At 35.8% G+C, this 21562-nt stretch carries 24 protein-coding genes and 6 tRNA genes; 17 read left to right on the top strand and 13 right to left on the bottom strand.

Going from position 1 to position 21562, the window contains the following annotated elements; genetic code table 11:
• Positions 1-71 precede the first annotated feature (71 nt).
• The 6 genes from P7J36_RS08990 to P7J36_RS08965 all read right to left on the bottom strand — a co-directional run bounded on the left by P7J36_RS08990 (position 72) and on the right by P7J36_RS08965 (position 6026).
• Entirely contained in the window at positions 72-1586 is a 1515-nt protein-coding gene (locus tag P7J36_RS08990; protein WP_408551908.1) for a zinc ABC transporter substrate-binding protein AdcA, read from the bottom strand.
• Between the two features lie 8 nt (positions 1587-1594).
• Positions 1595-2407 carry a metal ABC transporter permease gene (locus tag P7J36_RS08985; RefSeq protein WP_408551909.1) on the bottom strand — a complete coding sequence of 271 codons (813 nt, stop codon included), beginning with the start codon at positions 2405-2407 and terminating at the stop codon, positions 1595-1597.
• Positions 2400-3104 (bottom strand): metal ABC transporter ATP-binding protein, encoded by a 705-nt coding sequence (locus P7J36_RS08980; RefSeq protein ID WP_029172119.1) that lies wholly within the window; start codon positions 3102-3104, stop codon positions 2400-2402. Before P7J36_RS08980 ends, P7J36_RS08985 begins: the two co-directional genes overlap by 8 nt.
• Positions 3105-3548 (bottom strand): zinc-dependent MarR family transcriptional regulator, encoded by a 444-nt coding sequence (locus P7J36_RS08975; RefSeq protein WP_408551910.1) that lies wholly within the window; start codon positions 3546-3548, stop codon positions 3105-3107.
• Between the two features lie 88 nt (positions 3549-3636).
• Positions 3637-5208 (bottom strand): SEC10/PgrA surface exclusion domain-containing protein, encoded by a 1572-nt coding sequence (locus P7J36_RS08970; RefSeq protein WP_408551911.1) that lies wholly within the window; start codon positions 5206-5208, stop codon positions 3637-3639.
• Between the two features lie 611 nt (positions 5209-5819).
• On the bottom strand, positions 5820-6026 hold the full coding sequence (locus P7J36_RS08965; protein ID WP_018166159.1) for a helix-turn-helix domain-containing protein: 207 nt from the start codon (positions 6024-6026) through the stop codon (positions 5820-5822).
• Positions 6027-6211: 185 nt separating this feature from the next.
• Here P7J36_RS08965 and P7J36_RS08960 point away from each other — a divergent pair, with 185 nt between their 5' ends.
• From P7J36_RS08960 to P7J36_RS08880, 17 genes are all read left to right on the top strand, one after another.
• On the top strand, positions 6212-7021 hold the full coding sequence (locus P7J36_RS08960; RefSeq protein ID WP_408551912.1) for a hypothetical protein: 810 nt from the start codon (positions 6212-6214) through the stop codon (positions 7019-7021).
• Positions 7022-7791: 770 nt separating this feature from the next.
• Positions 7792-8112 carry a hypothetical protein gene (locus P7J36_RS08955; protein ID WP_408551913.1) on the top strand — a complete coding sequence of 107 codons (321 nt, stop codon included), beginning with the start codon at positions 7792-7794 and terminating at the stop codon, positions 8110-8112.
• A gap of 1 nt (position 8113) precedes the next feature.
• Positions 8114-8380, top strand: coding sequence for a hypothetical protein (locus P7J36_RS08950; RefSeq protein ID WP_408551914.1), 267 nt, complete (start codon positions 8114-8116; stop codon positions 8378-8380).
• Positions 8381-8541: 161 nt separating this feature from the next.
• Positions 8542-9885: a Rep family protein gene (locus tag P7J36_RS08945; RefSeq protein WP_408551915.1), complete on the top strand. Its 1344-nt coding sequence runs from the start codon at positions 8542-8544 to the stop codon at positions 9883-9885.
• A gap of 64 nt (positions 9886-9949) precedes the next feature.
• The gene (locus P7J36_RS08940; protein WP_053863691.1) at positions 9950-10282 is read left to right on the top strand and encodes a DUF771 domain-containing protein; all 333 of its coding nucleotides are present in this window, start codon (positions 9950-9952) and stop codon (positions 10280-10282) included.
• A gap of 59 nt (positions 10283-10341) precedes the next feature.
• Positions 10342-11472, top strand: coding sequence for a tyrosine-type recombinase/integrase (locus P7J36_RS08935; protein ID WP_408551916.1), 1131 nt, complete (start codon positions 10342-10344; stop codon positions 11470-11472).
• 341 nt (positions 11473-11813) lie between these two features.
• On the top strand, positions 11814-12320 hold the full coding sequence (locus P7J36_RS08930) for a hypothetical protein (protein ID WP_114866104.1): 507 nt from the start codon (positions 11814-11816) through the stop codon (positions 12318-12320).
• A gap of 256 nt (positions 12321-12576) precedes the next feature.
• Positions 12577-13335: an endonuclease/exonuclease/phosphatase family protein gene (locus P7J36_RS08925; RefSeq protein WP_044754994.1), complete on the top strand. Its 759-nt coding sequence runs from the start codon at positions 12577-12579 to the stop codon at positions 13333-13335.
• A gap of 18 nt (positions 13336-13353) precedes the next feature.
• A complete protein-coding gene (locus tag P7J36_RS08920) occupies positions 13354-14673 on the top strand; it encodes an FtsK/SpoIIIE domain-containing protein (protein ID WP_114866103.1) in 1320 nt (439 codons plus the stop codon).
• A 90-nt stretch (positions 14674-14763) separates the two neighbouring features.
• Positions 14764-15078: a hypothetical protein gene (locus P7J36_RS08915; protein ID WP_004195544.1), complete on the top strand. Its 315-nt coding sequence runs from the start codon at positions 14764-14766 to the stop codon at positions 15076-15078.
• A gap of 41 nt (positions 15079-15119) precedes the next feature.
• Positions 15120-15509: a hypothetical protein gene (locus tag P7J36_RS08910; protein ID WP_408551917.1), complete on the top strand. Its 390-nt coding sequence runs from the start codon at positions 15120-15122 to the stop codon at positions 15507-15509.
• A 9-nt stretch (positions 15510-15518) separates the two neighbouring features.
• Positions 15519-15842, top strand: a complete 324-nt coding sequence (locus P7J36_RS08905; RefSeq protein WP_408551918.1) for a hypothetical protein — start codon at positions 15519-15521, stop codon at positions 15840-15842.
• Between the two features lie 215 nt (positions 15843-16057).
• Positions 16058-16837, top strand: a complete 780-nt coding sequence (locus P7J36_RS08900) for a metallophosphoesterase family protein (protein ID WP_408551919.1) — start codon at positions 16058-16060, stop codon at positions 16835-16837.
• A gap of 9 nt (positions 16838-16846) precedes the next feature.
• Positions 16847-17608 carry a metallophosphoesterase gene (locus P7J36_RS08895; protein ID WP_392452645.1) on the top strand — a complete coding sequence of 254 codons (762 nt, stop codon included), beginning with the start codon at positions 16847-16849 and terminating at the stop codon, positions 17606-17608.
• Positions 17609-17864: 256 nt separating this feature from the next.
• A complete protein-coding gene (locus P7J36_RS08890) occupies positions 17865-18647 on the top strand; it encodes a rolling circle replication-associated protein (RefSeq protein ID WP_408551920.1) in 783 nt (260 codons plus the stop codon).
• Positions 18648-18659: 12 nt separating this feature from the next.
• Positions 18660-18878 carry a DUF3173 domain-containing protein gene (locus tag P7J36_RS08885; RefSeq protein WP_024403297.1) on the top strand — a complete coding sequence of 73 codons (219 nt, stop codon included), beginning with the start codon at positions 18660-18662 and terminating at the stop codon, positions 18876-18878.
• The gene (locus tag P7J36_RS08880) at positions 18865-20001 is read left to right on the top strand and encodes a tyrosine-type recombinase/integrase (RefSeq protein WP_408551921.1); all 1137 of its coding nucleotides are present in this window, start codon (positions 18865-18867) and stop codon (positions 19999-20001) included. The genes P7J36_RS08885 and P7J36_RS08880 overlap by 14 nt, the downstream gene beginning before the upstream one ends.
• A 29-nt stretch (positions 20002-20030) precedes the next feature.
• On the opposite strand, the gene P7J36_RS08875 is transcribed toward P7J36_RS08880, so the two are convergent.
• From P7J36_RS08875 to P7J36_RS08845, 7 genes are all read right to left on the bottom strand, one after another.
• On the bottom strand, positions 20031-20657 hold the full coding sequence (locus P7J36_RS08875; RefSeq protein WP_208581600.1) for a hypothetical protein: 627 nt from the start codon (positions 20655-20657) through the stop codon (positions 20031-20033).
• A gap of 400 nt (positions 20658-21057) precedes the next feature.
• Positions 21058-21141 (bottom strand) — tRNA-Leu (locus P7J36_RS08870).
• Between the two features lie 11 nt (positions 21142-21152).
• A tRNA-Gln gene (locus tag P7J36_RS08865) sits at positions 21153-21224 on the bottom strand.
• An 11-nt stretch (positions 21225-21235) separates the two neighbouring features.
• A tRNA-His gene (locus tag P7J36_RS08860) sits at positions 21236-21308 on the bottom strand.
• A 7-nt stretch (positions 21309-21315) separates the two neighbouring features.
• Positions 21316-21386 (bottom strand) — tRNA-Trp (locus P7J36_RS08855).
• 7 nt (positions 21387-21393) lie between these two features.
• A tRNA-Tyr gene (locus P7J36_RS08850) sits at positions 21394-21474 on the bottom strand.
• A 20-nt stretch (positions 21475-21494) separates the two neighbouring features.
• Positions 21495-21561, bottom strand: a tRNA-Phe gene (locus tag P7J36_RS08845).
• Between the last annotated feature and the right edge of the window lies 1 nt (position 21562).

Genomic DNA, 21562 nt, shown 5'->3' with positions numbered 1-21562 from the left:
TTAGTTTACATTTGTAGTCAAAAATTGTCAAGAAGAAAGACTGAACACCTTGCCCAGTCTTCTCATTATTCTTAGTGAGCCAGCATTTCCTGACCAATTTCCAAACCAGTCAAACCAACAGGGTAGTATGTCGGCCAGTTTTCCAACTCTTCCAAGAGTTTTTCTTGGCTCTCTCCACCAAAATAGATATGGAAGTGACCTGTTTTAACAGGGGCGATATTGTGGTCGCTAAATTGAACATACTTATAGTTGCCAGCATTTGCATCCGTTGCTTCAAACAAGAAACGAACACCACGATTTCCTTTTTTGTAGGTCAAAATCTTATAACCCACATACTTATATGTGAATTTTTCTTTCTTATCTCCCACTACAAATTCCATGGTATTATCTGTAATGTTGATTTGATCAACATCTGTCTTGTAGCCTGTATCATAATAAGCCTTGTACTCTTCAGCTGTCATACCACCTTTGATCTTAGCCTTGTAATCCCAGACCTGATCTAGTGTACCATCAAGCAAGTATGGATAAACAGATTGCCACTCACCTGCATAATCTGACAAAGTACGGTCTTTTACAGCACTATCTTCAAAGTAACCATTATAAACAGTTTGCGCAGTCTCAGCACCTTCTTCTGACAAAATTTCAGAACCTTCTTGGGAAGTTGTTTTTTCAAGAGCAGTCAGATTATCTTCCATAACAGAAATATAATCCTTACCATTTTTCATATCCTCATCCGTCAAACTTTCAAGAGGATTAAGAACGTCCAACTGAACCCCAGTCTCTTTAGCAAGTGTTTCTGCAACAGATTTTGACGCATTTTCTTCAAAATAGATATACTTAATGCCATATTTATTGATATATTCTGTCAATTCTGCCAAACGAGTTGGAGTTGGGTCTTCATCGGCAGAAACTCCTGTGATCGAAACTTGTTTCAAACCGTAGTCCAAAGCCAAGTAGGCAAAGGCGGTGTGCTGGGTTACGAAGTATTTTTGTTTTGCTGCAGATAGAGTTTCAAAATACTTGGCATCCAAGTCAGTCAACTTTTCAATATAGGCTGTCGCATTTTCTTCAAAAACAGCTTTTTTGTCAGGATACTGAGCAATCAACCCATCCCGAATGGTTTCAACCAAGGTAATGGCACGTTCTGGAGATAACCAGACATGCGGATCGTAAGCATGGCTATGCCCTTCCTCACTATGATCGTGTCCCTCGTGTTCCTCTTCTCCACCTGGCAAGAGCAACATCCCCTCCGTCGCACTAATAACCGCAACCTTTTCCGTATCAATCGAATCTTCGATATCGTGGACCCAGGTCTCCATGTTTTCATTTTCATACACAAAGGCATCTGCCTCTTGAATGCGAGCAATATCCTTGGCAGACGGCTCATAACCATGGACTTCTGTTCCTGCTTTAACCAACAAATCAACATTAGCTTCGTCACCTGCTACTTGTTTGGTAAACTCATAAACAGGATAAAAAGTAGTAACGATATCCAATTTCCCATCATCCTGAGGAGCTGTGCTATTGCCACAGGCCGACAAAGCCAAAAGCGATAAACTCAAACCTAAAACTGCTAATTTTTTCATAATTCCTCCTATTTTTTAAACTTGGCTACTAGATTCACCAACAAGAAAATACTAATAAAAATCAAGGTGATGCTGGCACTTGCAGGTGTTTCAGCATAGTAGGATGTCAACAAACCAGTGACCATTCCAAAGAAACCAATGCCCATTCCTGTAAAGATAACCGCTTTAAAACTTTTTCCTATGCGTAAGGCTATTGAAGCAGGCAAAACCATAATGGTCGAAACCAAAAGAGCCCCTGCAGCAGGAATCATCAGGGCAATGGCGACACCAGTCACCACATTAAAAGCAATCGACATAGCTCGCACAGGCAACCCATCTACAAATGCCGTATCCTCATCAAAAGTAAGAATATACATCGGACGTAAAAACAGCAATGTCAGCACAATAACAATCACAGCAATCGTAAACAAAGCAATTACCTGCTCCTGACTAATCGTCACAATCGAGCCAAACAGATATTGTTCCAGGCTAAGCCCTGATTTCCCACCAGATTTATTCATGACAATGAGCGAAATAGCCAAACCAGTCGACATGAGGATAGCCGTCCCAATTTCCATAAAATTCTTGTAAATTGTCCGCAAATACTCTAAAAATACAGCTGCCACAATAACGACAAGAACTGTCGAAAGCGTTGGTGAAATCCCCAATACCAAACCGAATGCAACCCCTGCCAAGGAAACATGACTAAGAGTATCCGACATCAAACTCTGTCGTCTGAGTATCAAAAAGACCCCCAAAATAGGCGAGAACAGACTCATCGCAATGATTGCCAGAAAAGCACGCTGCATAAAGTCATAATGAAATACAGATAGATCAAACATTGGCAACCTCCTCATCCGCTTCATGAACATTGAAACAACGCCAAGGAGACTGCTGATCACGAACCAAGTGAATGTTTCGATCAGCATACCTATTCAACTCATCAGGATCATGAGTTATCATCAGAACCGACTTTCCATGCTTCTTAGCCGAATGATGCATGAGCTGGTAAAAAGCATCCTTGGTCCCTGCATCCATCCCTGTTGTCGGTTCATCCAGAATAAAAATATCTGGATCAGAGGCAAACATACGCGCAATGACCGCGCGTTGCTTCTGCCCACCACTCAAAGCACCTAAGCGCTTATCCCGATGTTCCCACATTCCAACTGATTCCAAACTAATCCGAACATGTTCCTCATCATGGGCTGTCAATCGACGAAACCAACCTTGTCGAGGGTAACGCCCTGATTTTACAAATTCGTAAACCGTGCTCGGAAAACCAGCATTAAAACTTGCAATTTGCTGAGGTAAATAGGCCATTCTCAACTTCTTACCTTTTATACTCTTCTCAGCAATAGAAACCCTCCCCTGTTTAGGCTTCAATATCCCCAAAGTCGCCTTAATGAGGGTTGTCTTGGCTGCGCCATTCTCACCAGTCAAAGTCACAAATTCCCCACTATCAAGATAATAATGAATATGTTCTAAAACCGGTTCTTTGTCGTAGTAAAACGACAAGTCTTCCACAGTAATATATCTCATTTATTTTCTAATCTTCTCCACTAACTCACTTAAGAATCGAGCAATTGACTCCTGCTCTTCGAGACTATAATTTTCCAAAAGCTCTTCATAAGCTTCCAAGGTATGCGCGTGATGATGAGCATGCTCTGCAGCAATAGGCTTAGCAGCCTCAGTCAAACTAAAGCGAACAATACGAGCATCCTTATCATCTCTAACCGCCACCAATAACCCCTGAGCAACTAATGACTTTGTAGCCTTCGTGATCGCAGCCTGACTAACATTCAACTCCTTAGCAATCTCAGTATTAGTATATGCAGCCTTTTCAATAAGCATCAAAATATGCTCCTGCGTATTCGTCAACTTCACCGTGCTTTGACAAGAACCAACCAAAATCTCCAATTGATTCTCCGAACTCAACACAATCTCATGCAGGTACTTCTCTATTTCTAATGCAACCTGATTCATAATCAGCTCCTTAACCTTTTAATTAACTTGTTAAGTATACCACATAGAAAACAAAAAAACAAGGAAAATTTACTGAAAAAGAGTAGATCTATCCGTCTAAAAATTGAAGGCTATGAGCACGTCCAAATCCACCAGGTGTTACACTTGTAACAAAAGCTCCGCTAAATTTTGTTGTCGATGAACTACTAGATGATGAAATAGAACGAGTCCAATATTCATTCGTAATATGGGCGTAATTCTGGTTGTAATCGCCTGCCCATGTATTGATTGACATGCTGAAAATGTTCCGATATAACTGAGTCATGGTGGTAGTTTTAGTGGAGATGAATGCAATCCCCTCCGAGTTGTAACTTACATTATTATTGCCATCATTTTTTAATGCTGTATAGCTGTGATCACCAGTATTATCATTTTCAGCTGTATAATTTTTGGCAATTTGCATAGCAGCTTGTACAGCATCTTTTGTGACAATCACATCTTCGTTGTTTGAACCCCAAATTTGCTTACGCACAGCATTTTCAATATAAACATAGTATTGAGATAATGCTGTTACTTGCTCTTCTGTTAAGTTTGAAGGGTCAACAATGGTTGTATCAATTGGAGTTACCATTGTTTTAGTATAGCCAACCATATCGGTTGTATACCATGTATTGACTGCATTAAACAAGGCATCTTTATTGCTTTGAGACTCATCCTTCGCAAATGCCTTATAAGCATCAATAACATCTTGTGACAGTTTTGGTGTTGTTAAGTTATCAAAAGCTGCGATGTTAGCTGTCAACTCTGCCACTTTGTTGTTGGTAGCTGTTTTTGCGTCTGCTTTAGTTTTCGCATCAGCCTGTGCTTGTGCAAGAGCTCCAGTTGTTTGCTTAGCAGTCGCTTGTTGTTGCGCTTGTGTTTCAGTATGGCTTGCAATGTCGCTGGCCTTTTTAGCATCTGCAGCTTGTGCAGCCGTAAGGTCGCTTTGTGCCTTGGTTTCGTCTGCTTTAGCAACTTCAAGGTCACTTGCAGCAGCGTCACATTCTGCGATAATTGTCTCTTTACCTGTGCCATCTAGAACTGCTTGTGCATTATCCACAGCTGTTTGAGCATTATCCACAACAGTCTCTTGAGCGTCAATGGCCGCTTTGTCACTATTTACTTTAGCTTGTGCATCATCGGCTTTTGCTTGTGCTTCAGCTGTGTTTTCGGCGGCTTTAGTAGCCTTGCTTTCAGCTTCTGAAATAGCTGTTTGCGTATCAGCCACCCTTGTTTCAGCTTTCGCAATGTTCTCATCCCTTGCTTCGGCCTTGTTTGTTTCAGCCTCTGCAACCACTTCATTGGCCCTTTTAACCACGTTTGCGGCATTTTCTTCGGCAACACTCGCATCCACCACCACAGCAGTCTGATCAGTTACAGCCTGGTCAGCAGCAGTCTTAATAGTAGCCGCCTGATTAACCGTTGCTTCAGTCGGTGTTTCTGTTACAACAGCAGTACCATTGGTCACGATAACACCTGATACCGTCTCAATACCTACACTAGCTGTCAGAGACACCTCAGGGCTCTCTACAGGGCTTGTAGGGGTATTTACAGCTTCTTCAGCATGCACACCATTTGCAATTACAAATGAGCTAAGAGTCGCTACTCCAATAGCTGTGCTCTTTATCAGTTTCTTGCCCATCAATTGAATCTCCTTTTTTAGCAATTAGGAAAGGCTTGGCTGTAAAGTCAAGGCTTGTTATACTAATATAACAAGCGATTTGTCAAGTATTTTGTGTAATATTTTCATTTTTTTGTCAAAAAAAGATCTAAAATTTTTACATACTTTTCCAAGTCAACAAGAGATAAGAAGAACAGCCCCATGAAAGCTTGTCATCAGCCCAAAGGAAAACTGAAAGCATTATTTTCCATGCCCAAATTAATCAACACCTTAAATACAGGAAACAACTGTAGCAATTTTCAGAAGCCCACCTTCCCATTATCAACATAATAAAGTAGAAGTACTATAGCAAATCTAACATTACTACAATATCAGAAAAAATTTGAGCCTAAAACCACCCTACCCACCAGACAAAGCAAAAAAAGAAACGCTGATAAAACAACGTTTCTTCATAAACTATACCGGCGGCCGATAATCAGCCGTTAAACTAAGTTAAAATAAATAACCAAAATAGGATAAAATCAAGATATTATCACTTATTACATTCTATTAAAAAACCGTTTTTCGTACAAATTTTGCACAAATCATAAGAACTCTTCCTATTGCCTATATGAAGAGTTTTTTCATTAAAATTATTTGTCAGTTAGTTCATAACGAATGATATCTTCGACATTGCATTCCAAAATCTCACATAGCTTATCTATTGTTTTTGTAGTTATTGATTCTCCTTTTTTCATGCGATGTAAAGTATTTGCTGATATTCCCTCTATTTTTATCAAGTAATACTCTGACTTATCTTTCTTGTTTAACGTTTCATAAAACGGCTGATACGAAATCATCTGATACCTCTACATAATTTTCATATTATGTATCTACCGTACCATGCTTAACGTATTGACTATAGTCAATTTATTAAGTATAATTGTGATAATGACGAAAGTGTGGTGCCAAATTTTTTAATTAGAGGTTTGTTAACAATCACATGTCATCAAAAATTTCTGTTAAGAAAACTAAGGAGATTATTATGAAATCAAAAACTATATTAACTAGCTTGGCGTTACTTGCCACATCTACCATGCTAATTGCTTGCTCAAACAACAGCAATTCAACAGACGGAAAAAGCTCTCCCTCAACAGAGCAAACATCGAATGTTGATAGCATTGAAAACTTTATTAAAAATAATAAAGACAGAATCAACAGTTATCGTGATAATTACTATGACAGCGGTATGAGGTCACAAAATGAAAAACTTCAAGAAGAAGCTACGAAAAAAGGTGAACAAATTTATCTTACTTCAGAGGATGTCGACCCTCGATTAACAAAATTAAAAGTAGAGATTGGTGAGTATAATCATGATACTAAACGACTTGAAGTTAAGGTAACAAATAATTACAGTGAAGATATTATTGGTACCAATGACAATAACACAGATAATAACGAATTGCGTTCAGGTTTCACCATAAAAGGCTATTTTATGGAAAGAACTGGCATCAAACCTGCCGAAACTATCATGTCTGTACAATTCATGGAAAGTATCAAATCAGGGGAAACCATTACCCTAAACATTTTAATGCCTTATTACGAAGCAGACCGTATTAGCGGTAAACAAGATTATGCAAACGCTGAAATGGATTCGAAATACAAACTGATGGATGTTGATAATGAAAGTCGCCTAGTTTACCCAAATAACGACCAAGGACAACTTGGTATGAACGCCATGTCTAACTACAGCAATATTTTCACCGAAACCCGCCTAGTGTTTAATGAGTACCCTAAAGAAGCCTACATTACGGATGAAGAAATCGTTGAGTACTACAATATGATGAAAGATTAAAAATAGGCCTTGCAAAAATGCAGGGCTTTTCTTACACTCTCATAACATTTCTGTTGAAACTGCTTGAAAATTTTACGACGCTTAATTAAGGAAATACTATAGTGTTTCTATGTCTGAACATATAAGCAATCAGCTTTAAAAAAACGGTCTTAAAGAGAATTCTTCCTACCTTCTATCGCTCAACTAACAAAATGCAGCATTGAACTATGTTAAAGCCGAAAAATAGCCCTAGAAGTAGGTGGGAGTTAATCTTTATTTCTATTGCCAAAAAGCGACTATAATGCGAAGAAATTACGTGTTGTCATTGGGGGAATTAGCGAGAGCTGAACGCGTTAGCTTGTAGAAACGTAGACAAGCCCAGGCGCAGTCTAGTTGAAACAAGCGTACGAGCTAAGGAGGAGATGATAACAAAGGAATTTCGAGCTAGTCGCTAAATGGCGTATAGAATAAGATTACTCCCCTACTTCTGGCTATTTAAGCCTTTAACATAGGGAAATGCTCCCACGTGCTTGCACGTGCAGAACGGAGGAAATTTGAGTAAAAAGCTCGGTCTTTTTTTCTGCTGAAATTGGGTTATAATAAATTTAGACAAAGAAAATAGTAGATTTCTGACAGATGAACGCGTAAGAAATCTACTAGCTTTCTCAATCATAACTAATGTTATGTTGATTGTAGTCATTATAGCACTGCGACTGATGGAGGTCAATAAGAATCTTATTGAGTAACAAAAGTTTTGATTTGGTCTAATAAATTATAAGGAGAGCTATAATATGGCTTTAAACATTGTCGTTGATATTCCTGCTACTATTGGAAGCATCTTTAAATTCAAAGAGTTTCGAAACAAGAAAAAGTTTAACTCTGACGAAATTGTTGGAACTTCTATAGTTGTCTTTGATAGTCTCGGAAACGAACATATTGTTGTTATCGATAAACTCGCTGAGAAACTGTCTGTCTTAAATACTTTAAAAGTATTTGATGATGTAGAGTTTCAAGACCTGCAAGGAAAAGTTTACGGTACTAGTCGAGAAGATTCAACATTTGTACAATTGAGACTTGCACTTACTGCTGATGGTATTAGAAAGGTTGACTAGAATGGAAAATAAAACATTTCACCAGCTACAAAACGAAAAAATAGAGCGTGAAGCCCGAGTTAAAAAACGTGCTGAATTTCTAAAATCGCATCAGAAAAACTACACAAAAATGATAGCTGAACTTGCTCATATGATTATTTATATGACTGACGGCAATCCGACAGACCAAGCTATCGCTACGATTTCTAATCGAATAGCTGACGATATCGTAATGACAGCTAAGCAGTTTAAAAACTCAGCACGAATTTTTGAAAAAAATGGTAAGTAGCTTCATAACTGTGTTGTTTCAAAAATAAATTTGTGAAGGCATATTAATCCGCATAGCAAACCTCCGTCCTATGCGGATTAATCAGAGCCTCAAACGAAAGAATTCAACAATAACATTCATAACACAATATCTAAATTTTGTGTCAAGAAAGGAGAAAATCTATGGCAAAAAAAGACTCATCTGAAGCAAAGGCCCGAAGATACATCGCTCAAGTTTCTTACACTTATCAAAAAAATGCTGACCCTAACCTAACTGAAGATGCCTTTCGTGAGAAAATTATCAGGTTAGTAAAAGCACTTTGTACACATGATGATGATAAGTTTTATATCATTTTTCATGACAAAGATATAGACCAAAATGGTGAGCTAAAGTCTCTTCATGCACATATTTACTTCGAATTTAAAAATAGTCGATTTTATAGTTCACTTTTCAAAACACTAGAGATTAGTCGCGATAAAAATCTTCAAGTGGTTAAAGATAAAGCAAAAGTATGTCGGTACTTAACTCATAGAAATGAAAAAGACATAAACGAAGGAAAATATCAATATGAGATTTCAGAGATAATTAGTTCTAAAAATAGTGACTATCGATTAGATATCTGCGGTAAATCTAAAAGAGCTGATAAAAAGAAGTCTGAGCAAGAAGAAATAGATTTCTGCTTGGAGATTAGCTACCAAATTAGTGAATGTGGTCTCTTGTTAAACCCAGCTAAAGAAATGCTATTTGAAGAGTTTGATAGATTAAACGCTCAACAACTGTGGAATCGATATAAAAAGCAGTTTGAAATCAACCGCCAAGAGTATATAGATAAAGAATTTGTTCGCATGAGCAAGGGAAATCGAAATCATATTGGTCTTTATATCCAAGGCTCTGGTGGAACTGGAAAAACGACACTCGCAAGATTTCTAGCTGAAGAAAGAGACGACCACGGACAACATGCACCTTCAACAAATAAGAAGCGGTTAGACTTAGGGTCTGGGTACGACGGACAAAGGACCATTGTTATCAATGAATTTGATGCCTCATGCGGAATTTCCTTTCGTGAGTTATTCCAAATTTTAGAACCAGATGCCGTGACCCAACTCAGTTCTCGCTTTAAAGACGCTCATATCATCAATGACTTAACTATTATGACCAACTCAGATGACTTTATCAACTGGACAGATGCATGGTTTCCTAAAAAGAAGGAATATCATCAACTTATGCGACGCATCCCATTTTTTATAAAACTACTTACTAAAAATAGGAACACTGTAGCAGAACTATATCACTATAAAGCAGCAAAAGACATAGGTGATAAATGTAAAGAAGCCTATGAGAAAGTGAAAACTTATAATTTAGGAAAGACTTTAGATGAAGAGCATTTACGAAAACAAGCAAAAAAGTTGTTATCGGACATTCGCTCATTACATCAGAAAAAAATTAAAAAAGCTACTACTTCTAAATCCTCGACCGACCAAAGTGAGAAGAGAAGTAGTAACTCGTTTGTGAGAAACAAGCAATAGAATCGTTGTTTCTATTGTAAGTATCTCATAATTTCAACAGATAGTAAAGATTGGAGTTATACTTATGGATACGATTACTGTACAACTTGAAAATATCGTTATCAAGCTACCAGACACACACTTGATTGTAGCCAAAAAAGATTATCAAAAATTACAGGAACAGGCTTACAAGGGACAGTATTGGACCTTGTCTGATGTATTGAGCCTGCTTTCAGTATCTAGGCCTTGGCTACTTGATAACGTCCTCTACAAACCTGAAATACGCTCTCAAATAGATATTGATAGAAACACAGAGGGGTTTGTTAAATATCCTCAAAATCAAGGTGAAAGATACTTCTTTCTTGCAAGTAAGACAAAAGAGTATTTTGAAAAAAATTTCAAAGACATTTTTAAATAAATATGATATGATAACCGAGATAATATCTTGGTTATCCTTTTTATAGAAAGAGGTAATCAATGTCAATTTCCTACAGCCAAAGAGGCAAGAAGAATCTATGGACTTATCGCATTTTCGATAAAACTGGAAAGCAACTCGCATCAAAAGGAGGTTTTAAAACAAAAACCGAAGCAAAACAAGAAGCAATGCCTTTAGAAAGCAAACTCATCAATGGATTAAATATCGATAAAAGTATCACGCTATACCAACTTTGGAAAAAATGGTACGAATTACATATTGTTCCCCAAGGTAAAATGCAATCAACATTAAATAAACATCTGAAACGCGGAAAACTCATCGAAGAATATTTCAACGATACACCCCTCAGAAATATTAAATCAAGTCAATATCAAGAACTCATTAACAACTACGCTAAGACAAACTGCAGAGATAATGTATCTAGGCTAAATAGTGAAGTCAAAAAAGTCTTGGATTTTGCAAGACAGGATAAAATAGATTTTCACGATTTTACAACTGGTGTTAATATTACGGGAAAACCACCTCAAAAAACAAAAGAAGAAAGATATATCAATAGCAAATCTGACTATATTAAACTACTTGATTATCTATTCAAAAAAGCTGATTATAAAGAAAGTGTCATTCCTTATCTACTCTATATCCAACTTAAAACAGGCTTACGATTTGGAGAAGCTCTTGGACTTACTTGGGACTGTATCATCTGGGAAACCAAAGAAATCTATACTTATAGACGATACGATTCTGTTAATCAAAAGTGGACTAAAGCAAAAACACCCGAATCTATTAGATATATTCCGATAGATGATGATACAATCAAAATACTTTATCGAATTCAAAAGCAACAGCACCAATACATACTTCCAAATCCAGATAAAATGCTATTTGTAAACCTAATACATGGAATCCCCTCTAACAAAGCTTGTAATAAACATCTACAAAGTATTTTAGAGCATTTGAATATATTTCCCCATAATATGACATGTACAGGAAATAGGCATACTTATGCTTCAATTCTCTTGTCAGAAGATATTGATATTTGGGCAATTGCAAAAAACATGGGACACAAAGATATTAAACAAATCACAGAAACATACGGACACCTTATTAAAGAAAAGGCAGATCTAGAGAATAATAAGGTTCGACAGGCCCTGCTTAAACTAAAGACTAGTTAAAGTTATAAAACTTTGTACAAATTTCGTACAAAAAATAAAGAAACGCTGATAAATCAACGTTTCTTCGCTATAAACTATACCGGCGGCCGGGGTCGAACCGGCACGTCCTTGCGGACACTGGATTTTGAGTTTGGCACTCGAAGTTTTAATAGGATGAAAACCGATAAAATCGGCATTATAAGTAACTACTTCTATCAAAAAAATGGTAGATTTTTTTATTTTTAGTAACTTTTTAGGATTTACTTTTCTTCAATATATAAGTATCAATATTATTAATAATTTGATTTTTTTTATGTCCATGTTATAATGATACCAAGAAAAAAATCGGGTAGGAGAACTTAATGAATTATTTTCAAGCTAGAATATCTATAGAAACAGCATATTATTTTAATTATTTGAAAAAGATTTATCAAGATGAAACCTCTGACTATATAACTCAAGCATTTGTCATCGCTAAAGCAATCGATGAAATATCTGGTATAAATAGTTGGGAAAAAATAATTTCTGATAATTCTATAAAAATCGAAAATACCAATTTTGAAGAAAAAGATTTACGACTTAGAATACAGATTACACCTCAACTTGAAGAAACGATAAAGTATTATAAATCATATCTTCCTCAATTTATTGGAACAAGAAGTATTACGTTGGGTGTTACATTAAAATTTATACTTAAAGCTGTAATATTATTAAGGAAAAATCCTGACTTTTTGAATTCTACTTCTCAGAATATTGAAGAGATTTTTGAAATATATGAACAAAAAATTTTAGATTACATCGCTCCCGCAAATCACAGTCAGTTCATTCAGTTATTTACGGAACTAAAAACTGAATCAATAAGAAAGTAGTGTCCAAATGATATTTTGGACATTTTTTGTTGACAAATCTTTTAAACTTTGTTATAACTAATATGTCCTATTTTTCCAACGGACAGAAAACAAAAAGGAGAATGCTATGAATACTACTGACCAAGAAGCTTTAGATTACTTCTATGAAGAATTGGATAGTTATTATGATGAGGACGAACAAGGAGAAATATTTGACGGATTAGACGACTAGCAGGAGGAGTTCCTCCTCTTGCTAATTTTTTTGGAGGACAGTTTTATGACACAACTTACAGTTTCTACTTGGAATATCAATCAACGTTCAGGACTTGGCAGACAAATTCCTGAAATGGTTGTAACCGAACTAAGACAATTAAACGCAGATATTATTTGTCTGACAGAGTATGTCAAGACAGAGACCCATAATTTATTCTGTGCTAGATTGCAGGATATTGGCTATGAAATTTTTGAAGATAACCGTTCTCTTGAATTCGGAAACGAAATCTTAGTAGCTATCAAAAGTTCCTTAATTTCTGATAGTAAATTCACTACCATTGATAATGATGATAGTAATCCAAACTTTTTGCGAGTTACAGTAAATATATTTGGTAAGGAGTTAAATATTATAGGTACTCGTATAAAAACTGGTGGAAAAGATATCATTGAAGATTTTAAAGAGCGCAAAATACAACTAGATAATCTAATTTCAAATTTGCCTGCAAGTCATGAAAATACTATTATTCTAGGTGACTTTAATAATGGCTTCTTCAAACAAAATGATGATGTTCATTCTTACCAGGGAAAAGCTAGGGAATTTTACTCTTATCCATTACTTGTCAAGGAAATGAGCCAATTAGGTTTAACTGCATATACTCCATCAGATGTAAACTCTTGGAAGTATTGTAAATTAGACCATATTTTTGCAAATGTCCCAATATCAAATGAAAATTATTCCTGGAAATTCTTAAAAAATCCTGATTATCAAAATAAAGTCGGATATCCCGACCACGCAATCCTAACTGCAACTATTTCACTTTAATAGTAGAGAGGAGATTTTATGATTAGACTGAAATATATAGCAGATTTAACAAGAAATTACATTATTTCAAGTCGCCGATTAAGAGTATTCCAATGGTTGATACTAGGACTGACGGTCTGTACTCTATTTACTATTATCGTAAATATTAGGGCACCTGCTTTTCTTCAAATCCCATTCTTCTTACTAAGTGGTTTTGTTATATATAAAATCCACCTTAAATTAAAACATTTCAGATATAACCTGGATTTTTATTTAATAATTAGAGAAAGTTTATTGTATGTGCTATATACTAACCGACTTTATACTGCTCAAAAAGATAGTACAGGGCATGAAAAAATTATTAGAAGTGCAACCTTAGAATATGAGCTAGATAGGCAAAAGGGGCACGTACTTATCAAAGCTCTGATTACAGGCGATGAATTTAGCAAAAAAGTACAGTCACTTGATGATGTCCTTGCTGGAGTTCTCGAACTTGAATTAGACGAGAAAATTATCCGTCCTAGTTTTGTAGAGTACCACTTTTACTACAAAAAACCAGAAAGATTAACTTTACAATCTCACAGCCAAAAACAACTGATTAACAACCATAATATTGATTTAGGATACGGAATAATCTATGACCCTGTAAAATGCCCTCACATTTTGGTTTCAGGAGGTACAGGAAGTGGAAAGTCAGTTTTTATTACTTTCTTGATTTTAGAACTTCTCAAACGACAGTCAACTATCTACATAGCAGACCCTAAAAATTCTGACCTAGGTAGCTTGTCACACTACTTTGGAGAAAAATATGTAGCAACCACTCCTAATAATATCGCTCGTATTGTCCGTTTAGTAGTCGAAGAAATGCAGGAACGATATCAATATATGCGTGATAACTTTCTATACGGCTCAAACTTTGCAGACCATGGCTTTAAACCTCTATGGCTGATTTTTGATGAAATGGGGGCATTTCAAGCGTCAGGGACAGATAAAAAATCAAGAGAAATTATTGCCGAAGTTATGGACGGAATTAAACAAATTATTTTACTCGGAAGGCAATCAGGCATATTTATCCTTGTAGCGGCCCAACAAATGAGAGCCGAAACCTTAAATACTGACCTTAGAGATAACTTGGGATTGAGAATCGCTCTTGGTGCCAATTCTAATGAAGGTTATAGAATGGTGTTTGGCTCTGCTACTCCTGACAATCTGAAACCTATTGAAGTAAAGGGAGCTGGCTATCTTTATATGCAGGGTTCAGGCAGGGAAAACGCTCAATACTGGGAAAGCCCCTACTTAGATACCAAACAATTTAATTTTATAAGCGAACTACAATTATATTTAGAGGAAACCAACTAATTGCAATCGATATTTTTACTGAAATTCGTAAGATTTTCAGTAGAAATATCGGTTCCTCATCGCTCAGCGATGATAAGAAAGGAAACTATTATGAAACTAAATGATTTTTTGAAACCTGAGCTCCTTGGTAATCGCTTCTTTGCCGTAAAAGGATATACTGAAGTATTAGACAGAGAAACTAATAAACCAATAGCTTTACGGCTCAATGTATCAATTCAAGATGAAACCTCAGATTTCTTTATGGAAATGATTCAAGTCAAAGTCAACACTTTAACCCCTACTGCTTCTGTTCAAGAAATGGCAAACAACAAGACTTGTCCTGTTGCACTTAAAGATTTGAACGTTGGACAATTCAATGGCAATCTTTGGTTTGCTTGCTCTGATGTCTTACCTGTAACAAAATAGTTGTGATAGAATATATTATAAAATAATAAAGGAGTACCAAAATGCAAATTTTTACTTACAGAGACTTCCTAAAGGATAAAAGTTCCCTAACTTTCGAACAAGCTGAAAAGATTTATGATAACTTAATCAGCTCTGTTAATATACATGACCCTAAATTTCAAGAATACTGGAAAAAATTGATTGAACTTTGTGCCCAATATTCCTTAGCACGTGGAAAATGGTTTACCCTAACTCGAGAAGAACAACATTCTTTTGACGGTGCACGAACTGTTCTTCATAATGACATTAGAAAATTATTATTAGATATCAGAGTATGGATACAGGAACAAAATGGAGATGTATCTTGGTACGCTGAATTTAATGACGATAGAAAACGAATGGGGGATTTTGCTAATTACTTAAATTATGTCTACGCAGTAAATGCAAGATAGGAGAAACCAATGATTGGAGATGTCAACTATTATTCTCAACCTCCTGGAAAATATTCCGATTCAGAATTACAAGCAATAAAAGATTTATTAGAAGTAATGATATTTTTTATTGATGATACTCCTCATACTAATAATAAACGAATTTGGTTTGAGCCACTCAAATATTGGGAAAATACAAATTATATAAGGTTCTCACACCAAATTGACTTTCATTCTTTACATCGTATCGCTGAAGAAGATTTAAGTTGGGAAGGTGGATATAAGTTCACACCACAACAAATTGAAGATATATTAAAGTGGATGCAAACTCAAGAATGGATAAGAAATGAGTAAGAAACCATTATAGTAGGAGGTTTTTATCAAAAATATTTGCCATGTCCGATATTCATGGACATTATGATGAATTTGTTGAAACCTTTCAAAGGAGGATTTATATGATATAACAACCAATATATTTTGGTTTTAGATTATATAGATGGCAGTTCACATTCATTAATTGCTAATTACTTATATTATGATTATGCAGTAAATGCAAGATAGGAGGTCAAATGAAAACATTACTAGTCGGAGATTTACATCTGAAATCTCAACTAATTTTGCCAATAGTTGACAATGTTATCAAAGATAATAATGTCAAAAGAGTTATTTTCCTCGGAGATTATGTTGATTTTCCTGGTCAAACAAATAATATAAATCTCTATGCACGTGACCTCACATTTTTATTTAGTTGGAAAAAGAATATGGAAGCCAATGGTTTGGAGGTTATCAATATCATCGGTAACCACGATGCAGATTATCTTATAAATTTCGTCAGTCAGTATTCTGTTGAAAATATAGAAGTGTTTTTTGCTGTTAAAGAACAATTAAAGGAACTAGGATTACAAGTAGCATATCAATTGAACGATTTTCTTATCAGTCACGCAGGATATACCACTCTTTTCAACCCTGAACCTTGGCACTTTGAAAAAATCACCTCAAGACACCTTCACAAACTAGAAGAATTGGCTGATAGCATTGGAACAAAACGAGGAGGACTATTTGAAACTGGTTCTCCTCTGTGGGCAGATTTAAGCGAGCTAAAAGAAAAAACAAACTTAAAACATCCCAAACAGATTGTAGGTCATACTCCCCAAAAAAATATTGATGCTTCTAATAATATCATTGGGATTGATACATTTTCATTATACCTTAATAACCACCATAAATATCAAGTTATCGGAAATGGTGATTTGATTATCCATGATGACAAGCACAATGAATTAACAGTCATCTCGACAAATTGGGGAAATTTAGAAACATACGAAACATTAAAAAAGTTAATTCAATAGGAATTTTTTATGTCTAAAATTTATGTCATGTCCGATATTCATGGACATTATGATGAATTTATTGAAAGCCTGTCAAAAGTGGATTTATCTGATAAGGACAATCGACTTATATTGCTTGGCGACTACATAGATGGCGGTTCACAATCTTTTCAAGTTATCTCAAAAATAATTGAACTAGAAAAGAAGTTTCCTGACCAGGTTATCACTTTATTAGGAAATCATGAAGAATATTTTTCTGAGTGGCTCTTTGAGAAAGACGGAGATTCTAAATACACTTCCTATGATACTATAATTAGTTTCATTGGTCAGAATAAGCGAAAAAATATCGTTGATACAGTTGTATCAGATTTTTCTATATCTGATGAAGAATGCCTTGTTCAAATTAACAAGAAAATAAGAGACTGTATTACTTCTGAATATCCTGAAATAGTAGATTGGTTTAGAAATAAATATTTTAATTCAGAACGTTTTTATGAGACTGATAATCAAATATTTGTCCATGCTGGAATTGATGAAGAGTTCGGAGAAAATTGGAAATTGTATTCTAATCCTGATATTTTTACTAACAAATTTCCAGCAAGTATCGGATATTTTTATAAGGATATTATTTCAGGACATATTGCTTCTTCAGAGGTCGCAAACGACCCAAGCTATCTTGGGAAAATCTACCATGACCAAAAAAGTCATTATTTTATTGATGGTTGTGTTGGTAAAAGTCATATCATACCCGTTCTTTGTTATAATACCGTCACTCAATCATATAACTACTAGGAGGGTTACCGTAGGAGTTGAAGTAAATGATTTTTGTCCAATAAGTTTAACCCAAATATTAAACAATAATACATAACTACTTCTAATCATGTACCTAGGCAAAACTGCCGACTGGAGGTCGGCAAGCTGGAAGCGTGTTTAGCGGAGCGGTGCTTAGGATCACATGATAGAAGTAGGGAGGAGCTTTGCTCCTCCTAGTTTATTTATTATATAGACAATCTTTTGGCGAAAGCCAATCAAAAAGGAACTATTTTTTATGACCTCATATAATAAAAAAATAGTCCGCACTTCTTCCTATATTGAAATTTGGGAATATGATAAGCCAATATTATCAAAAGGAAAATCAATTACAGATACTAATACTGAAAACAAGGAAAAATCAAAACGCAGAACATTTGACGAACTAACACCAGAAGAACAAGAACAACGTCTTGAACGCATGAAAAAAACTCGCTTAGAAGCAAAGTGGAGCTTACTCCGCCTAGTCGATTGTAACTTTGATGATACGACTTCTTTTCTTACCTTGACCACTAAAGAAAATATCAGCGAGAGAAACGAATTCAAAGACTTACTCAAAACATTTATCAAACGCTTTAATTATCACATATTCCAAACAAAGAAAAGCCAGTTAAAATACATTGCAGTATTAGAGAAACAGAAACGTGGAGCATGGCACGCTCATATTCTACTTTTCAGCGTTCCCTATATCCCACATCGTCAACTTTTGGAACTCTGGGGGCATGGAGCAGTACGGATAAATAAAGTTGATGTCGACAGTAAAGAAAACCACGGTCGATATGTTACCAAATACTTTGAAAAAGGTATCGGACAGGAGTTATTAGAAAACTTTGGTAAACAAGCTTATCTATCATCACGTAATCTGAAAAAGCCTGATGAAGATAAGTTCTATACCTATGAAACTTTTGATTATAATAACTCAACCGTCCTATATGAAACGGAATACACCAGTAAGGTCTATAAAGACGGTCAGTATTTCGATAATCTTGTAAAGTATAAGAAAATAAAATTAGATGATTAATGGAGTAAGTACATGATAGCAACTATAAATAAAAATGACCTAGTTGCCCTTGGTTTCTCTGAGGGAACTTCCAAACGCATTATCCGACAAGGAAAAGAGCTTCTAATAGCAAGAGGGTTCAATGTCTACCAAAACAAGCGTATTGGAACTATACCAGCAACGGTGGCAACTGAATTATTAGGCTTTGATGTCCAAAATAGCCCACTAGGGGGTAAAAATGGCAATACGTAAAGATAAAAACGGTAGTGGTTGGATTGTCGATATTAGTAACGGTTTTGACCCGATAACGTTAAAGCAACGTAGAATAATCAGAAAGGGCTATAAAACCAAAAAAGAAGCAACTGAGGCAGAAAACTATCTACGTAGTGTAGAACTAAAGGAACGCTATTTTGGGGCTAAAATAAGCGTTTCTATGCTCTTTGAGTTACTTAAAGAAGAAGATATAATAAATCATCGAAAAGTTAGTTATATCAACACGCAAGAGAATAACTACAACCGACACATTAAAGATTACTTTTCAAACGTCGATAATGTAGGAAAATTGACTTATGAGGATATATACCAATTCAGAGAACATCTTAGGCAAAAAGTAGCACAAAATTCAGATAAAGCATTAAGCACAAATACAATTAATAAAATAATGATATTGCTCAAAAAAATATTTGACGTAGGCTTGCGAAAAGGATATTACACTACAAACCCAGTAAAACTACTAAAAAAATTACCAATTGAAAAGACCAAAATGCAGTTTTGGACAGTCAATGAATTTAAACACTTTTTAAACTTGTTCGAAGCTGAAGAATACAATATTAGATTACTTTTTACAGTCCTATTTTTTACAGGGATGCGACTTGGGGAAGCACTCGCATTAACATGGCAAGACATTGATTTTACAAGCAATACAATTCACATCACAAAATCTGTTTATTTTAGCAAAAAAATAAGTCATGTTACCACCACAAAGACTAAAGCAGGAACAAGAAGAATTATCGTCAATAAAAAATTGAGCCAAGAACTGCAACAATGGCAACAGAAACAAAAACATCTATTAGAACAATTTACTACCGATAGCAAGAGCCTACAAGTGTTTCAAAGCTCACCTATTACAATTACAAAAAATGCTATTGAAAAGCAATACAAGAAAATTCTTGAACGTGATAACACACTTAAGAAGATACGCATACACGACTTTAGGCACTCACACGCTTCCCTGCTGATTAACCAGGGGGAAGATTATCTAGTTGTAAAAGAAAGGCTAGGACATGCTTCTATAATGACTACAATTGACACCTATTCTCACCTCTATCCAAGTAAGCAGAAGGAATTGGCAGAAAAACTTGATGAACTAATATAAAAAGGATACCTCATAAGTATCCTTTTTGCTTATTCAATAAAATGCGGGACAAGAGGGTTCGTCAGGCTTACGAAGTATATGCTCAAGTCATTTTTGAAATCAACACAATGGAAGTAAATGCTATCATCTTCATTTGACAGTTCTATTAAAAAGGGAAGAACACCATAAAGACTTATAATGTTACGCAAATAGCACAATGAAGAAAACAACATAATTTCATCAGCTTCCATTGCTCCTAAAACCTGACCACTACTTAGCAGGTAATCCGCCCAAGCAATGCTATCAAATGTAGTATCTTCTTTGATAAATTGAGCTACAGATTTTGGAATATCACTATCAATTTGTGATAGCCCATTCAGAATTGTAGTATTGGCAAGTTTATTAAAGCATAGATTGGGAATCTTACCATTACAAATTAGTATTTCAGCTCTTCGCTTGAAAGTAACATATCTATAACAGGAGCTTTTTCCAGTCAATTTTTCAATACTACCGCTAAGATAATTATTAATCGTTTTATTTCCTAAATTAGGGAAAATTTTCTGATAGAAATCATCTTTGGAAAGATTTAAGTTAAAGTGGTCATCTAATTCATCAAAATCAGTTTCCCAGTCATTAACAACAGCGTCACAAATTTCCTTAGCATTTATTGTTAGCATAGCACACCTCTTTCTACATCCTCTATATTTTACAATGTTTCAATTTATGTCCGAGGACTAAATATATATACATTATACTCTGGATTAAATTTTCTGTCAAGAGCTTTTTACTCTTTGAAAATCAAAAATCAGACCTTGTTGACTTGATTTGATGAGTGTCAAGCTCTAGCGGACCTTGACAGCCTGTTCCCTTGAAATACAAAAAGGGACAGAGTTCGTTCTACATCAGAGAGAAACGCACTACGTTTGCCTGTTTCCAACCTCTAAAGGTTCTCCCAACCTTTGGAGCAAGTCTGATTTTGATTTTCATTGAGTATTAGTAATTTTTAGTAACTCAAACAAGAGAAATTACCAGCACAAAACAAAAAGACAAGGCTTAGAAACCTTGTCTATATAACTATACCGGCGGCCGGGGTCGAACCGGCACGTCCTTGCGGACACTGGATTTTGAGTCCAGCGCGTCTGCCAATTCCGCCACGCCGGCATATAGTTGAACTGGGGTAGCTGGATTCGAACCAACGCATGAGGGAGTCAAAGTCCCTTGCCTTACCGCTTGGCGATACCCCAATATTAAAATAGGCGAGTGAGGGGAATCGAACCCCCGAATGTCAGAGCCACAATCTGATGTGTTAACCACTTCACCACACCCGCCATATAACACGGGCAGTAGGAATTGAACCCACACTGAAGGTTTTGGAGACCTTAGTTCTACCTTTAAACTATGCCCGTAAAGGTATGGAGAGAGAGGGATTCGAACCCCCGAACCCGAAGGAGCGGATTTACAGTCCGCCGCGTTTAGCCTCTTCGCTATCTCTCCGAAATATAATATTAAATTAATGGCGCGAGACGGAATCGAACCGCCGACACATGGAGCTTCAATCCATTGCTCTACCAACTGAGCTACC

It is taken from the genome of Streptococcus suis, from assembly GCF_046032115.1.
Taxonomy (GTDB): Bacteria; Bacillota; Bacilli; order Lactobacillales; family Streptococcaceae; genus Streptococcus; species Streptococcus suis_AJ.
This window is presented reverse-complemented; position numbering and strand designations above follow the sequence as displayed.

What these genes read in the sequence shown, in the direction of transcription:
- P7J36_RS08955 (WP_408551913.1), top strand. Translation starts at nt 7,792, where the DNA reads ATGGCTTTAAACATTGTCGTTGATATTCCTGCTACTATTGGAAGCATC.
- P7J36_RS08975 (WP_408551910.1), bottom strand. Translation starts at nt 3,548, where the DNA reads ATGAATCAGGTTGCATTAGAAATAGAGAAGTACCTGCATGAGATTGTG.
- P7J36_RS08920 (WP_114866103.1), top strand. Translation starts at nt 13,354, where the DNA reads ATGATTAGACTGAAATATATAGCAGATTTAACAAGAAATTACATTATT.
- P7J36_RS08990 (WP_408551908.1), bottom strand. Translation starts at nt 1,586, where the DNA reads ATGAAAAAATTAGCAGTTTTAGGTTTGAGTTTATCGCTTTTGGCTTTG.
- P7J36_RS08880 (WP_408551921.1), top strand. Translation starts at nt 18,865, where the DNA reads ATGGCAATACGTAAAGATAAAAACGGTAGTGGTTGGATTGTCGATATT.
- P7J36_RS08940 (WP_053863691.1), top strand. Translation starts at nt 9,950, where the DNA reads ATGGATACGATTACTGTACAACTTGAAAATATCGTTATCAAGCTACCA.
- P7J36_RS08900 (WP_408551919.1), top strand. Translation starts at nt 16,058, where the DNA reads ATGAAAACATTACTAGTCGGAGATTTACATCTGAAATCTCAACTAATT.
- P7J36_RS08925 (WP_044754994.1), top strand. Translation starts at nt 12,577, where the DNA reads ATGACACAACTTACAGTTTCTACTTGGAATATCAATCAACGTTCAGGA.
- P7J36_RS08915 (WP_004195544.1), top strand. Translation starts at nt 14,764, where the DNA reads ATGAAACTAAATGATTTTTTGAAACCTGAGCTCCTTGGTAATCGCTTC.
- P7J36_RS08885 (WP_024403297.1), top strand. Translation starts at nt 18,660, where the DNA reads ATGATAGCAACTATAAATAAAAATGACCTAGTTGCCCTTGGTTTCTCT.
- P7J36_RS08935 (WP_408551916.1), top strand. Translation starts at nt 10,342, where the DNA reads ATGTCAATTTCCTACAGCCAAAGAGGCAAGAAGAATCTATGGACTTAT.
- P7J36_RS08960 (WP_408551912.1), top strand. Translation starts at nt 6,212, where the DNA reads ATGAAATCAAAAACTATATTAACTAGCTTGGCGTTACTTGCCACATCT.
- P7J36_RS08970 (WP_408551911.1), bottom strand. Translation starts at nt 5,208, where the DNA reads ATGGGCAAGAAACTGATAAAGAGCACAGCTATTGGAGTAGCGACTCTT.
- P7J36_RS08980 (WP_029172119.1), bottom strand. Translation starts at nt 3,104, where the DNA reads ATGAGATATATTACTGTGGAAGACTTGTCGTTTTACTACGACAAAGAA.
- P7J36_RS08905 (WP_408551918.1), top strand. Translation starts at nt 15,519, where the DNA reads ATGATTGGAGATGTCAACTATTATTCTCAACCTCCTGGAAAATATTCC.
- P7J36_RS08950 (WP_408551914.1), top strand. Translation starts at nt 8,114, where the DNA reads ATGGAAAATAAAACATTTCACCAGCTACAAAACGAAAAAATAGAGCGT.
- P7J36_RS08945 (WP_408551915.1), top strand. Translation starts at nt 8,542, where the DNA reads ATGGCAAAAAAAGACTCATCTGAAGCAAAGGCCCGAAGATACATCGCT.
- P7J36_RS08875 (WP_208581600.1), bottom strand. Translation starts at nt 20,657, where the DNA reads ATGCTAACAATAAATGCTAAGGAAATTTGTGACGCTGTTGTTAATGAC.
- P7J36_RS08910 (WP_408551917.1), top strand. Translation starts at nt 15,120, where the DNA reads ATGCAAATTTTTACTTACAGAGACTTCCTAAAGGATAAAAGTTCCCTA.
- P7J36_RS08890 (WP_408551920.1), top strand. Translation starts at nt 17,865, where the DNA reads ATGACCTCATATAATAAAAAAATAGTCCGCACTTCTTCCTATATTGAA.
- P7J36_RS08895 (WP_392452645.1), top strand. Translation starts at nt 16,847, where the DNA reads ATGTCTAAAATTTATGTCATGTCCGATATTCATGGACATTATGATGAA.
- P7J36_RS08930 (WP_114866104.1), top strand. Translation starts at nt 11,814, where the DNA reads ATGAATTATTTTCAAGCTAGAATATCTATAGAAACAGCATATTATTTT.
- P7J36_RS08965 (WP_018166159.1), bottom strand. Translation starts at nt 6,026, where the DNA reads ATGATTTCGTATCAGCCGTTTTATGAAACGTTAAACAAGAAAGATAAG.
- P7J36_RS08985 (WP_408551909.1), bottom strand. Translation starts at nt 2,407, where the DNA reads ATGTTTGATCTATCTGTATTTCATTATGACTTTATGCAGCGTGCTTTT.